The sequence below is a fragment of the Streptomyces sp. G7(2002) genome (assembly GCF_028870195.1).
Classification (GTDB): domain Bacteria; phylum Actinomycetota; class Actinomycetes; order Streptomycetales; family Streptomycetaceae; genus Streptomyces; species Streptomyces nigrescens.
On the sequence record NZ_CP102609.1, the window covers coordinates 8,059,307 to 8,073,338 of the forward strand.

The 14,032-nt window shown below is 70.4% G+C and carries 11 protein-coding genes; all 11 read left to right on the forward strand.

What is annotated here, in order from left to right:
* Nucleotides 1-72 precede the first annotated feature (72 nt).
* On the forward strand, nucleotides 73-1,002 hold the full coding sequence (locus tag NUT86_RS34565; protein WP_159485014.1) for an ABC transporter permease: 930 nt from the start codon (nucleotides 73-75) through the stop codon (nucleotides 1,000-1,002).
* Nucleotides 995-1,798, forward strand: a complete 804-nt coding sequence (locus NUT86_RS34570) for an ABC transporter ATP-binding protein (RefSeq protein ID WP_093645507.1) — start codon at nucleotides 995-997, stop codon at nucleotides 1,796-1,798. Before NUT86_RS34565 ends, NUT86_RS34570 begins: the two co-directional genes overlap by 8 nt.
* Nucleotides 1,799-2,247: 449 nt before the next feature.
* A complete protein-coding gene (gene hpnC, locus NUT86_RS34575; RefSeq protein ID WP_159488870.1) occupies nucleotides 2,248-3,114 on the forward strand; it encodes a squalene synthase HpnC in 867 nt (288 codons plus the stop codon).
* Nucleotides 3,111-4,064 (forward strand): presqualene diphosphate synthase HpnD, encoded by a 954-nt coding sequence (hpnD, locus tag NUT86_RS34580; protein WP_371874784.1) that lies wholly within the window; start codon nucleotides 3,111-3,113, stop codon nucleotides 4,062-4,064. The genes hpnC and hpnD overlap by 4 nt, the downstream gene beginning before the upstream one ends.
* Nucleotides 4,065-4,164: 100 nt before the next feature.
* Nucleotides 4,165-5,622: a hydroxysqualene dehydroxylase HpnE gene (gene hpnE / locus NUT86_RS34585; RefSeq protein WP_274739271.1), complete on the forward strand. Its 1,458-nt coding sequence runs from the start codon at nucleotides 4,165-4,167 to the stop codon at nucleotides 5,620-5,622.
* The gene (locus NUT86_RS34590) at nucleotides 5,619-6,740 is read left to right on the forward strand and encodes a polyprenyl synthetase family protein (protein WP_051104050.1); all 1,122 of its coding nucleotides are present in this window, start codon (nucleotides 5,619-5,621) and stop codon (nucleotides 6,738-6,740) included. Before hpnE ends, NUT86_RS34590 begins: the two co-directional genes overlap by 4 nt.
* Before the next feature lie 107 nt (nucleotides 6,741-6,847).
* Nucleotides 6,848-8,899: a squalene--hopene cyclase gene (gene shc, locus NUT86_RS34595; RefSeq protein ID WP_274739272.1), complete on the forward strand. Its 2,052-nt coding sequence runs from the start codon at nucleotides 6,848-6,850 to the stop codon at nucleotides 8,897-8,899.
* A complete protein-coding gene (locus NUT86_RS34600; protein ID WP_274739274.1) occupies nucleotides 8,899-9,570 on the forward strand; it encodes a phosphorylase family protein in 672 nt (223 codons plus the stop codon). The genes shc and NUT86_RS34600 overlap by 1 nt, the downstream gene beginning before the upstream one ends.
* Before the next feature lie 5 nt (nucleotides 9,571-9,575).
* Nucleotides 9,576-10,601, forward strand: coding sequence for an adenosyl-hopene transferase HpnH (hpnH, locus tag NUT86_RS34605; protein WP_018088379.1), 1,026 nt, complete (start codon nucleotides 9,576-9,578; stop codon nucleotides 10,599-10,601).
* 130 nt (nucleotides 10,602-10,731) lie between these two features.
* A complete protein-coding gene (dxs, locus tag NUT86_RS34610; RefSeq protein ID WP_274739276.1) occupies nucleotides 10,732-12,639 on the forward strand; it encodes a 1-deoxy-D-xylulose-5-phosphate synthase in 1,908 nt (635 codons plus the stop codon).
* Nucleotides 12,636-14,018, forward strand: a complete 1,383-nt coding sequence (locus tag NUT86_RS34615) for an aspartate aminotransferase family protein (protein ID WP_274739278.1) — start codon at nucleotides 12,636-12,638, stop codon at nucleotides 14,016-14,018. The genes dxs and NUT86_RS34615 overlap by 4 nt, the downstream gene beginning before the upstream one ends.
* The last annotated feature ends 14 nt before the right edge of the window (nucleotides 14,019-14,032 follow it).

Genomic DNA, 14,032 nt, shown 5'->3' on the forward strand with positions numbered 1-14,032 from the left:
CGTATCTGAGAGCATCAGGCGCGAACCGGGGCGTTGCCCCGGCAGCGCACCTTGAGGACGAAAGTGTCAACTGTGAGCGAGACCACGCACGACAGTGCGGTCGCCATGAGTGCCCCGCCATCTTCCGACGAAGGGCTCACTCCTGCCCAGCGGGCCCAGAAGTACGGGCTCTCGCAGAGCGGGGCCCGTCCCGGTCTTCCGGCGTACGTCCGGCAGCTGTGGGACCGGCGGCACTTCATCTCCGCTTTTGCCAGCGCCAAGATGACGGCGCAGTACAGCCAGGCCAAGCTGGGCCAGGTGTGGCAGGTGGCGACGCCACTGCTGAACGCGCTCGTCTACTACTTGATCTTCGGTCTGCTGATCGGTACCCGGAACGGCGTCCCGGACTTCGTCCCGTTCCTGGTGACCGGTGTCTTCATCTTCACCTTCACCCAGAGTTCGGTGATGGCGGGTACGAAGTCGATCTCGGGCAACCTGGGCCTGGTGCGGGCGCTGCACTTCCCGCGGGCCTGCCTGCCGATCTCGTTCTGCCTGATGCAGCTGCAGCAGCTGGTGTTCTCGATGGGTGTGCTGCTGGTCATCCTGCTGGGCTTCGGGCAGCTGCCGACCTGGTCGTGGCTGCTGGTCATCCCGGCGCTGGCGCTGCAGTTCATGTTCAACACCGGTCTGGCGATGGTGATGGCCCGGCTGGGTTCCAAGACCCCGGACCTGGCGCAGCTGATGCCGTTCATCATGCGGACGTGGATGTATGCGTCCGGCGTGATGTTCAGCATCGACCTGATCCTCAAGGACAAGCATGTCCCCGCGTTTGTGGAGTGGCTGCTCAACGCCAACCCGGCGGCCGTCTACATCGACCTGATGCGCTTCGCGCTGATCGACAGCTTCACCGCGAACAAGCTGCCCCCGCATGTGTGGGCGTACGCCGGGGGCTGGGCGCTGCTGATGGGCGTCGTGGGCTTTGTGTACTTCTGGAAGGCTGAGGAGCGGTACGGACGTGGCTGAGCAGAACAACGGCGTCCAGCCGACCGAGGCGGCCGAGGCGCGGATCCCGACGGTGATCGCGGACGATCTGCACATCGTCTACCGGGTCTACGGCACGGGCGCGGGCAAGGGCAGTGCCACCGCGGCGCTGAACCGCATCGTGCGCCGCAAGCCCTCCTCCGGGGTGCGTGAGGTGCATGCGGTCAAGGGTGTCTCCTTCACCGCTTACCGGGGTGAGTCGATCGGTCTGATCGGTTCCAACGGCTCGGGCAAGTCGACGCTGCTCAAGGCGGTCGCCGGGCTGCTGCCCGCGGAGCGCGGCAAGGTCTACACGCACGGTCAGCCCTCGCTGCTGGGTGTCAACGCGGCCCTGATGAACGATCTGACCGGTGAGCGGAACGTGATCCTCGGCGGTCTGGCGATGGGGATGAGCCGCGAGCAGGTCCGTGAGCGCTACGACGGCATCGTCGACTTCTCCGGCATCAACGAGAAGGGCGACTTCATCTCGCTGCCGATGCGCACCTACTCCTCCGGTATGGCGGCCCGGCTGCGGTTCTCCATCGCCGCGGCCAAGGACCACGATGTGCTGATGATCGACGAGGCGCTGGCCACCGGTGACCGTAGCTTCCAGAAGCGCTCCGAGGCCCGCATCCGCGAACTGCGCAAGGAAGCCGGCACGGTCTTCCTCGTCAGCCACAACAACAAGTCGATCCGGGACACCTGCGACCGCGTCCTGTGGCTGGAGCGCGGTGAGCTGCTGATGGACGGCCCGACGGACGAAGTCATCAAGGCGTACGAAAAGGAGACGGGCAAGTAGTCCGCTCCGCACTCGAAGGCCTCCGCGAGTCCGCCTCGTGGAGGCCTTCGAGCGTGAAGAACGGGTCAACTCCGGCAGTCCCGGGAACAGTTCGGACTTAAAGGACGTTGAACGGAGCGTTGTCTCATGCTTCGGGACCCGCTCGGACGTGGGTGAGACGTACGACGTAAGCTGTACGGGTGCCGAACAGCACAAGTGGTATATGTCGGGCAATGCTCACCCAGGCGGGCGATGTGGGCTCGATCGGGCGCGTCGCCTGCTGCGGCGTGTCCGAAATAGGATGTTTTAGCTTGGCGGTGTAGAACGGGAGACGTGACGGCAATGGCTACTGGTTCGCTCCGGCACCGAAATGCGCCGGGCAGCCCCCGGTGAGCCGAGACAACGAGCAGGCGCGTCGCGCCTTCCTCCGAAGGGGGGCGGCGGGTGACGGGCGGGAGCAGACGCGCACCGTGCTCGATCAGGCCGCACACGAGAATTTCCCGGTCGCACCGTTCTTCCTGCCCCGCGCCTGGCGGACCGATCTGATGGCCGTCTACGGCTTCGCCCGGCTCGTCGACGACATCGGTGACGGCGATCTCGCACCCGGGGGCGGCGATGCCGTACTCCTCGGACTGGACCGTGCGCAAGGCGAAGACCGGCCGGCTTTGCTGGACGCTCTGGAGGCGGACCTCCACCGTGTCTTCAGCGACCGGGCCCCCGGCCCCCGGCATCCGCTGCTGCGCCGGCTCGGCCCGACCGTCCGCCGCTGCGCGCTGACCCCCGAGCCGTTCCTCAGGCTGATCGAGGCCAACCGGCAGGACCAGCGGGTGAGCCGCTATGGCACCTATGACGACCTCGTCGCCTACTGCGAGCTGTCCGCCAATCCCGTCGGCCGGCTCGTCCTCGGCATCACCGGCACCGCGAGCCCCGAACGCATCCGTCGCTCGGACGCGGTCTGCACCGCCCTGCAGATCGTCGAACACGTCCAGGACGTGGCCGAGGACCTCGGGCGGGACCGCATCTACCTCCCTGCCGAGGACCTGAAACGCTTTGGTGTCACCGAGGCCGATCTGGCCGCGCCGAGCGGGGGCGCATCGGTGCGCGCATTGATCGCGTACGAAGCGGAACGCGCCCGTGAGCTGCTGAATGAAGGCACCCCGCTGGTGGGTAGCGTCCACGGCAGACTCAAGCTGCTGCTGGCCGGATTCGTGGCCGGCGGACGCGCTGCACTCCAGGCGGTCGCGGCCGCCGATCACGACGTACTCCCTGGACCGCCCAAGCCGACCAAGCTCAGCCTGCTGCGCGAGGTAAGGGCGACATTGCGAAGAGAGGGGTGAGTCGGACCGTGGAGGCAACTGCACACGCGTCCGCGCCGGTGCTCGCTGCGTATCGCTACTGCGAGGCCATCACCGGGCAGCAGGCACGCAACTTCGCCTATGGCATCCGGCTGCTGCCGACCGACAAGCGGCAGGCCATGTCGGCGCTCTACGCCTTCTCCCGCCGGATCGACGACATCGGCGACGGCACCCTGGAGCCCGCCGCCAAGCAGGGGCGCCTGGAGGACACCCGGGCGCTGCTGGCCCGCGTCAAGGACGGCCGGATCGACGAGGACGACACCGACCCGGTCGCCGTCGCGCTGTCCGACGCCGCCCGCCGCTTCCCGCTGCCGCTGGAGGGTCTCGACGAGCTGATTGACGGCGTGCTCATGGACGTGCGCGGCGAGACCTATGAGACCTGGGACGAGCTGAAGGTCTACTGCCGCTGCGTCGCCGGTGCCATCGGCCGGCTCTCCCTGGGCGTGTTCGGCACGGTCCCGGGTGCGCCGGACGCCGAGCGCGCCTCCGAGTACGCCGACACCCTCGGCCTCGCGCTCCAACTGACCAACATTCTCAGGGACGTTCGCGAGGACGCAGGCAACGGGCGTACCTATCTGCCCGCCGAGGACCTCGCCAAGTTCGGCTGCGCGGCCGGCTTCGGGCGTCCCGTACCGCCGCCCGGCTCGGACTTCACCGGCCTGGTGCACTTCGAGGTGAAGCGGGCCCGCGCGCTGTTCGCCGAGGGCTTCCAGTTGCTGCCGATGCTCGACCGGCGCAGCGGCGCCTGTGTGGCCGCGATGGCCGGCATCTACCACCGGCTGCTGACGCGGATCGCCGCCGACCCCGAGGCGGTGCTGCGCGGCCGGGTCTCCCTGCCCGGCCGGGAGAAGGCCTTTGTCGCGGTGCGCGGACTGTCCGGGCTCGACGCGCGGGCGATCGGCCGCCGGCAGGCCGTCCGGAGGCGCGGATGATGTGCCGGGCGGCGAACGACAGCGGTGATCCCGCGTCAGCGCGGCGGGCAACCCTCCCCCGGGCGGCTGCGTCCGTAACAGGAGTACAGGGGGAGATCACATGACATCGGGAGTCACCCGGCCAGGCCGGCGCCGTGACCTGCCGCCCGGCCGTCCCGAAGGGGCGGCTGCGGTGGTCATCGGGGGCGGTCTCGCGGGCACGACCGCGGCGCTCGCACTGGCCGACGCGGGGCTGCGGGTCACCCTGGTCGAGGGCCGGCCCCGCCTCGGCGGACTGGTCTTCTCGTTCCGCCGCGACAGCGCCGCCGGTGAGCTGAGCGTCGACAACGGCCAGCATGTCTTCCTGCGCTGCTGCACCGCCTACAGCGGGCTGCTGGAGCGGATCGGCGCCACGGATCTGGTGCCCCTCCAGGAGCGGATGGACGTCCCGGTCCTGGACGCCGACCGGATGCGGCTCGGCCGGCTGCGCCGCACCGCGCTGCCCGTCCCGCTGCACCTCGCCCGGAGCCTCGCCGGGTACCCGCATCTCTCCCCCGCCGAGCGGGCCGGGGTCGTGCGGGCCACCCTCGCGCTCAAGGGCCTCGACCCGGCCGACCCCGCGCTGGACGGTCTGGACTTCGGCAGCTGGCTGCGCCGGTACGGCCAGTCGGCCCGCGCGATCGAGGCGCTGTGGGACCTGGTCGGCATCGCGACCCTCAACGCCCGTGCCGGTGACGCCTCGATGGGCCTGGCCGCCAAGGTCTTCAAGACCGGGCTGCTGTCCGCCCCCGGCGCCGCCGACATCGGCTGGTCCCGCGTCCCGCTCGGCGACGTCCACGACACCCTCGCCCGCACGGCCCTGGAGAAGGCCGGTGTGCGCATCGCCCTGCGCACCCGCGCCGGATCGGTCACCCGCCGGGACGACGGCTGGCAGGTGTCGGTGGAGAACGGCCCGCACGGCACCGAGCAGCTCACCGCGGACACCGTCGTCCTCGCCGTACCGCAGCGCGAGGCGCACGGCCTGCTGCCCGACGGGGCGCTGGACGGCAAGGACCGGCTGCTGGACATCGGCACCGCCCCGATCCTCAACCTCCATGTCGTCTACGACCGCAAGGTGCTGCGCCGCCCCTTCTTCGCCGCGGTCGGCTCGCCGGTCCAGTGGGTCTTCGACCGCACCGAGGCCTCCGGGCTGACCCGCGTGGCCGGGAACGAGCGCTGCCAGTATCTGGCGGTCTCGCAGTCCGCCGCGCAGGAGGAGATCGACCAGCCGGTCGCCAAGCTCCGCGCCCGCTACCTGCCCGAGCTGGAGCGGCTGCTGCCCGCCGCCCGCGGCGCCAGGATCCGCGACTTCTTCGTCACCCGCGAGCGCACCGCGACCTTTGCGCCCGCCCCGGGCGTCGGCAGGCTCCGCCCCGCCGCCCGCACCCAAGCTCCCGGCCTGTTCCTGGCCGGTGCGTGGACCGCCACCGGGTGGCCCGCGACCATGGAAAGCGCTGTTCGCAGCGGCACTGCCGCCGCTCGCGAGGCACTCAACGAACTCGGCTTCCCCCAGGGCCAGTTGCCTCAGGAGGCGGCATGACTACGAGTACGAGCGCTCGCACGAGCACGAGCGTCGGAAACAGAGGAGAAACCGTGAATCCGGCTTCCCCAGCTATCGACACCGAGGGCGTCACCGCGCTGCTGGAGCGCGGGCGGACACTCGCCACCCCCGTGCTGCGTGCCGCCGTGGACCGGCTCGCTCCTCCCATGGACACCGTCGCCGCCTACCACTTCGGCTGGATCGACGCCGAGGGCCACCCCACCACGGGGGACAGCGGCAAGGCGGTACGGCCGGCGCTCGCGCTGCTGTCGGCCGAGGCCGCCGGCGCGGCCCCCGAGGTCGGTATCCCCGGCGCGGTCGCCGTCGAGCTGGTGCACAACTTCTCGCTGCTGCACGACGACCTCATGGACGGCGACGAGCAGCGCAGGCACCGCGACACCGTCTGGAAGGTGCACGGCCCCGCGCAGGCCATCCTCGTCGGCGACGCGCTGTTCGCCCTCGCCAACGAAATACTGCTGGAGCTCGGTACGGTCGACGCCGGCCGCGCCACCCGCCGGCTCACCCTGGCCACCCGTAAGCTGATCGACGGTCAGGCCCAGGACATCTCCTACGAGCACCGCGAGCGGGTCACCGTCGAGGAGTGCCTGGAGATGGAGGGCAACAAGACCGGCGCGCTGCTGGCCTGTGCCGTCTCCATCGGCGCGGTCCTGGGCGGCGCCGACGACCGCACCGCGGACACCCTGGAGAAGTACGGCTACCACCTCGGCCTCGCCTTCCAGGCCGTGGACGACCTGCTCGGCATCTGGGGCGACCCGGAGGCCACCGGCAAGAAGACCTGGAGCGATCTGCGTCAGCGCAAGAAGTCGCTCCCGGTCGTCGCCGCGCTGGCGGCCGGTGGTCCGGCCTCCGAGCGTCTCGCCCAGATCCTGGCGGCCGACGCGAAGAAGAGCGAGACCGAGATTGCCGACTTCACCGAGGAAGAGTTCGCCTCCCGCGCGGCCCTCATCGAGGAGGCCGGCGGCCGCGAGTGGACCTCTCAGGAGGCCCGCCGCCAGCACGCCACCGCCATCGCCGCACTGGACGAGATCCACATGCCGGAGCAGGTCCGCGCACAGCTCGTCGCGCTCGCGGACTTCGTCGTCGTACGACAGAGATGAGCAGTATCGACACCGAATAGTTCGCAGTCGCCGGCCGGTGCCAGCCGGGCGCCGGCCGACGGAATCCCTGAGCACGCTTTTCACAGTTCACTGCAGAAGGGGAAGCCATGACAGCGACGACCGACGGAAGCACCGGGGCGCTGCCGCCCCGGGCCCCCTCGGCCAGCGATGCCACCGCTGAGAACACCGCACCACCCGCGGCCACGCGAACCGCCGTACGGCAGGACACGGTGGACGCCGCCCGCCGCGCGACCGCACGCGCCACCGACTATCTGCTGTCCGTCCAGGACCCCGCCGGTTGGTGGAAGGGCGACCTCGAGACCAACGTCACGATGGACGCCGAAGACCTGCTGCTCCGTCAATTCCTCGGTATCCAGGACCCGGAGCTCACCGAGGCCGCCGCCCGCCACATCCGCAAGGAGCAGTGCGCGGACGGCACCTGGGCCACCTTCTACGGCGGGCCCGGCGAACTCTCCGCCACCATCGAGGCCTATGTCGCCCTGCGGCTCGCCGGTGACGCCCCGGACGCACCGCACATGGTCCAGGCCGCCGCCTGGGTCCGCGGGCAGGGCGGGATCGCCGCGGCCCGGGTCTTCACCCGCATCTGGCTGGCGCTCTTCGGCTGGTGGAAGTGGGACGACCTGCCCGAACTGCCGCCGGAACTCCTCTACTTCCCCAAGTGGTTCCCGCTCAACATCTACGACTTCGGGTGCTGGGCGCGGCAGACCATCGTGCCGCTGACCATCGTCTCGGCCAAGCGCCCGGTCCGCCCGGCGCCGTTCGCCCTCGACGAGCTGCACACCGATCCGCGCCGCCCCAACCCGCCGCGGCCGCTCGCCCCCGCCACCAGCTGGGACGGGGTGTTCCAGCGTCTCGACAAGGCGCTGCACCTCTACCACAAGGTCGCCTTCCGCAAGCTGCGCGCCGCCGCGATGCGCTCCGCCGCCCGCTGGATCATCGAACGGCAGGAGAACGACGGCTGTTGGGGCGGTATCCAGCCCCCCGCAGTCTACTCCATCATCGCCCTGCACCTCTGCGGCTACGACCTCGACCACCCCGTGCTGCGCACCGGTCTGGCCTCCCTCGACCGGTTCGCCGTCTGGCGCGAGGACGGCCCCCCTGGGCCTGACGGCCCGGGAGGTGCCCCCACACGGATGATCGAGGCCTGCCAGTCCCCGGTCTGGGACACCTGTCTGGCGACCATCGCGCTGGCCGACGCCGGACTGCCCGCCGACCACCCGCAGCTGGTCAAGGCCGCCGAGTGGATGCTCGCCGAGCAGATCGACCGGCCCGGCGACTGGAGCGTCAAAAGGCCCCAACTCCCGTCCGGGGGCTGGGGTTTCGAGTTCGAGAACGACAACTACCCGGACATCGACGACACCGCGGAGGTGGTGCTGGCGCTGCGCCGGGTCCGGCACCCCGATCCGCTGCGGGTCGAGGCCGCGGTACGCCGCGCGGTGCGGTGGAACCTCGGGATGCAGTCCAAGAACGGGGCCTGGGGCGCCTTCGACGTCGACAACACCAGCCCGTTCCCCAACCGGCTGCCGTTCTGTGACTTCGGGGAGGTCATCGACCCGCCGTCGGCCGATGTCACCGCCCATGTCGTCGAGATGCTGGCCGACGTCGGCCGCACCCATGACCCGCGTACCCGCCGCGGTATCGCCTGGCTGTTGGCCGAGCAGGAGGCCGGCGGCGCCTGGTTCGGCCGCTGGGGCACCAACTACCTCTACGGCACGGGCTCGGTGCTCCCCGCGCTCGCCGCGGCCGGTGTCCCCGCCTCGCACCCCGCGGTCCGCAGGGCCGTGCGCTGGCTGGAGCGGGTGCAGAACGACGACGGCGGCTGGGGCGAGGACCAGCGGTCCTACCAGGACAAGGAGAAGTGGGCGGGGCGCGGCGCCTCGACCGCCTCGCAGACCGCCTGGGCACTGATGGCGCTGCTCGCGGCCGGGGAGCGGGGCAGCGAGGCGGTGCGGCGCGGTGTGCACTGGCTGACCGCGACCCAGCGCGAGGACGGGTCCTGGGATGAGCCGTACTTCACCGGCACGGGCTTCCCCTGGGACTTCTCCATCAACTATCACCTGTACCGCCAGGTCTTCCCGCTGACGGCCCTGGGCCGCTACCTCAACGGGGGACCGGCCGGGGCCCCGGTGGGGGCCTGATGCCGGGACGGCCCCCGACGGATGCGGAACCGCCGCTGCTGATCGCCTGTGCGCTCGGCATCGAGCGGTTCGCGCTGCGCGGCCGGGGACGCGGGGGAGCGGCGGCGGGCGGAACCGGCCCGCGGGTGGTCACGCTCCGCACCGGCATGGGCCCCCATGCGGCCGAACGCGCCCTCACCGAAGCGCTGAGTGAGGGGTCGGTCACCGAACGTTCCCCGGTGGTCGCCAGTGGCTTCTGTGCCGGCCTCGCCCCCGGGATGCGCCCGGGGGACGTGGTCGTCGCCGAGGCCACCCGCGGCCACCAGGCCGCCGCGCCGGAAACGCCCTGCCGTGACAACGGCCCGCTGCTCCGGGCCCTGCGGGAGCGCGGTCTGACCGTGCACAGCGGACTGCTGTGCGGCTCCGACCATGTCGTACGCGGTGCGGAGCGGGCCGAGCTGCATGCCGCCGGTGCGGTCGCGGTGGACATGGAGTCCGCCGCCACTCTCCGTGCCGCGCAGCGCGCCGGCGGCCGTCCGGTTGCGGCCGTCCGGGTGGTCGTGGACGCTCCAGAACATGAGCTCGTACGCATCGGCACCGTCCGCGGTGGAATATCGGCCTTCCGGGTGCTGCGCTCCGTGGTACCCGTTTTCCACGAATGGCACCGTTCTTTGCTGCTCCCCTGGAGGTGAGCCAGATGGCCATGCCGCTCCGTCAGTCCATCCGGGTCGGTACCTATCTCTTTGAACAGAAGGTGATCCGGCGGCGGGAGAAGTTCCCGCTCATTGTCGAGCTGGAACCGCTCTTCGCCTGCAATCTGAAATGCGAGGGCTGCGGGAAGATCCAGCATCCGGCGGGTGTGCTCAAGCAGCGCATGCCGGTGGCGCAGGCGGTCGGGGCGGTGCTGGAGTCGGGCGCTCCGATGGTCTCCATCGCCGGTGGCGAGCCCTTGATGCACCCGCAGATCGACGAGATCGTGCGGCAGTTGGTGGCGAAGCGGAAGTATGTCTTCCTGTGCACCAACGCGATGCTGTTGCGCAAGAAGCTGGAGAAGTTCACCCCCTCCCGGTATTTCGCCTTCGCGGTGCACATCGACGGCATGCGGGAACGCCATGATGAATCCGTCGCCAAGGAAGGTGTTTTCGACGAGGCGGTGGAGGCGATCAAGGAAGCCAAGCGGCGCGGATTCCGGGTCACCACCAACTCCACCTTCTTCAACACCGACACCCCGCAGACCATCATCGAGGTCCTCAATTTCCTCAATGACGATCTGCAGGTCGACGAGATGATGCTGTCGCCCGCCTACGCCTACGAGAAGGCCCCCGACCAGGAGCATTTCCTCGGCGTCGAACAGACCCGGGAACTGTTCAAGAAGGCCTTCGCCGGCGGCAACCGGCGTCGCTGGCGGCTCAACCACAGCCCGCTCTTCCTGGACTTCCTGGAGGGCAAGGCGGACTTCCCGTGCACGGCCTGGGCGATCCCCAACTACTCGCTCTTCGGCTGGCAGCGCCCCTGCTACCTGATGAGCGACGGGTACGTCCCGACGTACCGGGAGCTCATCGACGAGACCGACTGGGAGAAGTACGGCCGCGGCAAGGACCCGCGCTGCGCCAACTGCATGGCGCACTGCGGCTACGAGCCGACCGCCGTCCTCGCCACCATGGGCTCGCTGAAGGAGTCCCTCAGGGCGGCGAGGGACACCGTCGCGGGAAACCGCGGATGACCCGTTGAGCAAGGGGAGCCCGTCGCCACGGCTCCCCGGCGCCCCGGTCCGGCCCGGCTCCTGTGTCCTACGACGCAGGAGCCGGACCGGACCGGTCACCGTCCGCTGAACCAGGAGAGGGGGACCGGACATGACGATGCTGGAGCACATCCGGGAGCCACAGGACCTCAAGGCGCTCCCCGAGGAGCAGCTGGCCGAACTCGCCGCGGAGATCCGGCACTTCCTCGTACGGGCCGTGCCCCGCACCGGCGGTCACCTGGAGCCCAACCTGGGCGTGGTCGAGCTGACCATCGCCCTGCACCGCGTCTTCGACTCGCCCGCCGACCGCATCCTGTGGGACACCGGCCACCAGTCGTATGTGCACAAACTGCTGACCGGACGTCAGGACTTCTCCAAGCTCCGGGCCAGGGGCGGGCTGTCCGGCTATCCGTCGCGCGCCGAGTCCGTGCACGACGTCATCGAGAACAGCCATGCCTCGACGGTGCTGGGCTGGGCCGACGGCCTGGCCAAGGCCCATCAGCTGCGCGGCCAGGACGGCCATGTGGTGGCCGTCATCGGTGACGGCGCGCTGACCGGCGGGATGGCCTGGGAGGCGCTCAACAACATCGCCGCCGCCAAGGACCGCCCACTGATCATCGTCGTCAACGACAACGAACGCTCCGACGCCCCCGCCCTCGGCGGGCTCGCCACCCACCTCGCCACCCTGCGCACCACCGACGGCTACGAGAAGTTCCTGGCCTGGGGCAAGGACGTGCTGCAGCGCACCCCGGTCGTCGGACAGCCGCTCTACGAGTCGCTGCACGGTGCGAAGAAGGGCTTCAAGGAAACCTTCGCGCCCCAGGGCATGTTCGAGGACCTGGGGCTGAAGTACGTCGGACCGGTCGACGGCCATGACCTCGCGGCCGTCCAGTCCGCGCTGCGCAGCGCGGCGGGCTTCCACGGGCCGGTGCTGGTGCACTGCCTCACCGAGAAGGGCCGCGGCCGGCAGCCCGCCCCGGAGGGCGAGGCGGACCACCTCCACACCGTCGGTGTGATGGACCCTTCCCCGGCCGGCGCCGGGAGGAGCCCCCAGGTCTGCGCGCCGGTTCCCCCGCCCGGTGCCCCCTCCTGGACGTCGGTCTTCGGCGACGAGATGGTGCGCATCGGTGCCGAGCGGGAGGACGTCGTCGCGCTCACTGCGGCGATGCCGGAGCCGGTCGGGCTCGGAAAGTTCGCCGAGGCGTATCCCGACCGGGTGTGGGACGTGGGCAGCGCCGAACAGCATGCCGCCGTGTCGGCGGCGGGACTGGCCACCGGGGGTCTGCACCCGGTCGTCGCCGTCCGCGCCACCCTCCTCAACCGCGCCTTCGACCAGGTCCTGATGGATGTCGCGCTGCACCGGTGCGGGGTGACCTTCGTCCTGGACCGGGCCGGTATCACCGGCGCCGACGGGGCCTCGCACCACGGCATGTGGGATCTGTCGGTGCTCGGCGTCGTACCGGGCCTGCGGATCGCCGCCCCGCGCGACACCGGCCAGCTCCGCGCCCAGCTGCGCGAGGCGCTGGACATCGCCGACGCACCGACCGTCCTCCGCTTCCCGGAGGAGCCGGTGGCCGGCCCGGTCCCTGCCGTGGACCGGATCGGTGGTGTCGATGTGCTCCACCGGGCGCCGCGCCCTGACGTCCTGCTGGTCGCCGTCGGGGTGATGGCCCCGGTCTGTCTGCGGGCCGCCGGGCTGCTCACGGCGCGCGGGGTGCACACCACCGTCGTCGACCCGCGGTGGGTCAAGCCGGTCGACGCCGTCATCCCGCAACTCGCCGCCGAGCACGCCATGGTGGCCGTCGTCGAGGACAACAGCGTCAACGGGGGCATCGGCTGGGCGGTCGGCCAGGCGCTGCGGGACGCCGATGTGGACGTGCCGCTGCGCACCTTCGGCATCCCCGAGCAGTTTCCGGCACACGCCAGGCGTGGTGAGCTGCTGGCCGACCTCGGCCTCACCCCGGCCGGGATCGCCGGCCGGATCAGCGGTGCGATGGCCCGTAAGGAGAAGCAGACGTGACCGGATTTGACCTGACCGAGCTGCTCGCCGAACGCGGTGGCGAGCGCTACGCCCTGCACACCCGCCATCTCAACCACCAACTGCCGCGGATGCTGCACACCATTGGCTTCGACAAGGTCTACGAGCGGGCCGAGGGCGCCTACTTCTGGGACGCCGACGGCCAGGACTACCTGGACATGCTCGCGGGCTTCGGGGTGATGGGCCTCGGCCGGCACCACCCCGTCGTCCGGCAGGCGCTGCACGACGTCCTGGACGCCCAACTGGCCGATCTCACCCGCTTCGACTGCCAGCCGCTGCCCGGTCTGCTCGCCGAGAAGCTGCTGTCCCACACGCCCCATCTCGACCGGGTCTTCTTCGGCAACAGCGGCACCGAGGCCGTCGAGACCGCCCTGAAGTTCGCCCGCTACGCCACCGGCCGGCCCCGCATCCTCTACTGCACCCATGCTTTCCACGGCCTGACCACCGGCTCGCTCTCCGTCAACGGCGAGGACGGCTTCCGGGACGGCTTCGCCCCGCTGCTCCCGGACACGGCCATCGAACTCGGTGATCTGGCCGCATTGGAACGGGAGTTGAAGTGCGGCGATGTGGCCGGATTCGTGGTCGAGCCCATCCAGGGCAAGGGCGTACACCCGGCACCGCCCGGTTTTCTGCGCGCCGCCCAGGAGCTGCTGCACCGGCACAAGGCCCTGCTGATCGCCGATGAGGTGCAGACCGGCCTCGGCCGTACCGGCGACTTCTTCGCCTATCAGCACGAGGACGGTGTCGAACCGGATCTGGTGTGTGTGGCCAAGGCGCTGTCCGGCGGATATGTGCCGGTCGGGGCGACCCTCGGCAAGGACTGGATCTTCAAGAAGGTCTACTCGTCCATGGACCGGGTGCTGGTGCACTCCGCCAGTTTCGGCGCCAACGCCCAGGCGATGGCCGCCGGTCTGGCGGTGCTCTCGGTGCTGGAGGACGAGCAGCTCGTGGCCGGCGCCCGGCGCACCGGTGAGCTGCTGCGCTCCCGGCTGGCGGAGCTCATCCCCAGGTACGAGCTGCTGCACGACGTACGGGGCCGCGGCCTGATGATCGGCATCGAGTTCGGCCGCCCCAAGTCCCTCGGTCTGCGGAGCCGTTGGACGATGCTGCAGACGGCCCGCAAGGGGCTGTTCGCGCAGATGGTCGTGGTGCCGCTGCTGCAGCGCCACCGCATCCTGACCCAGGTTTCCGGTGACCATCTGGAGGTCATTAAGCTGATTCCGCCGCTGATCATCGGCGAGCGGGAAGTGGACCGTTTCGTCGAGGCGTTCACGGCCGTCATGGACGACGCCCACGGGGGCGGCGGCCTGATGTGGGACTTCGGGCGGACGCTGGTCAAGCAGGCGGTCGCCAACCGCTGATGACGCTGGGGGGA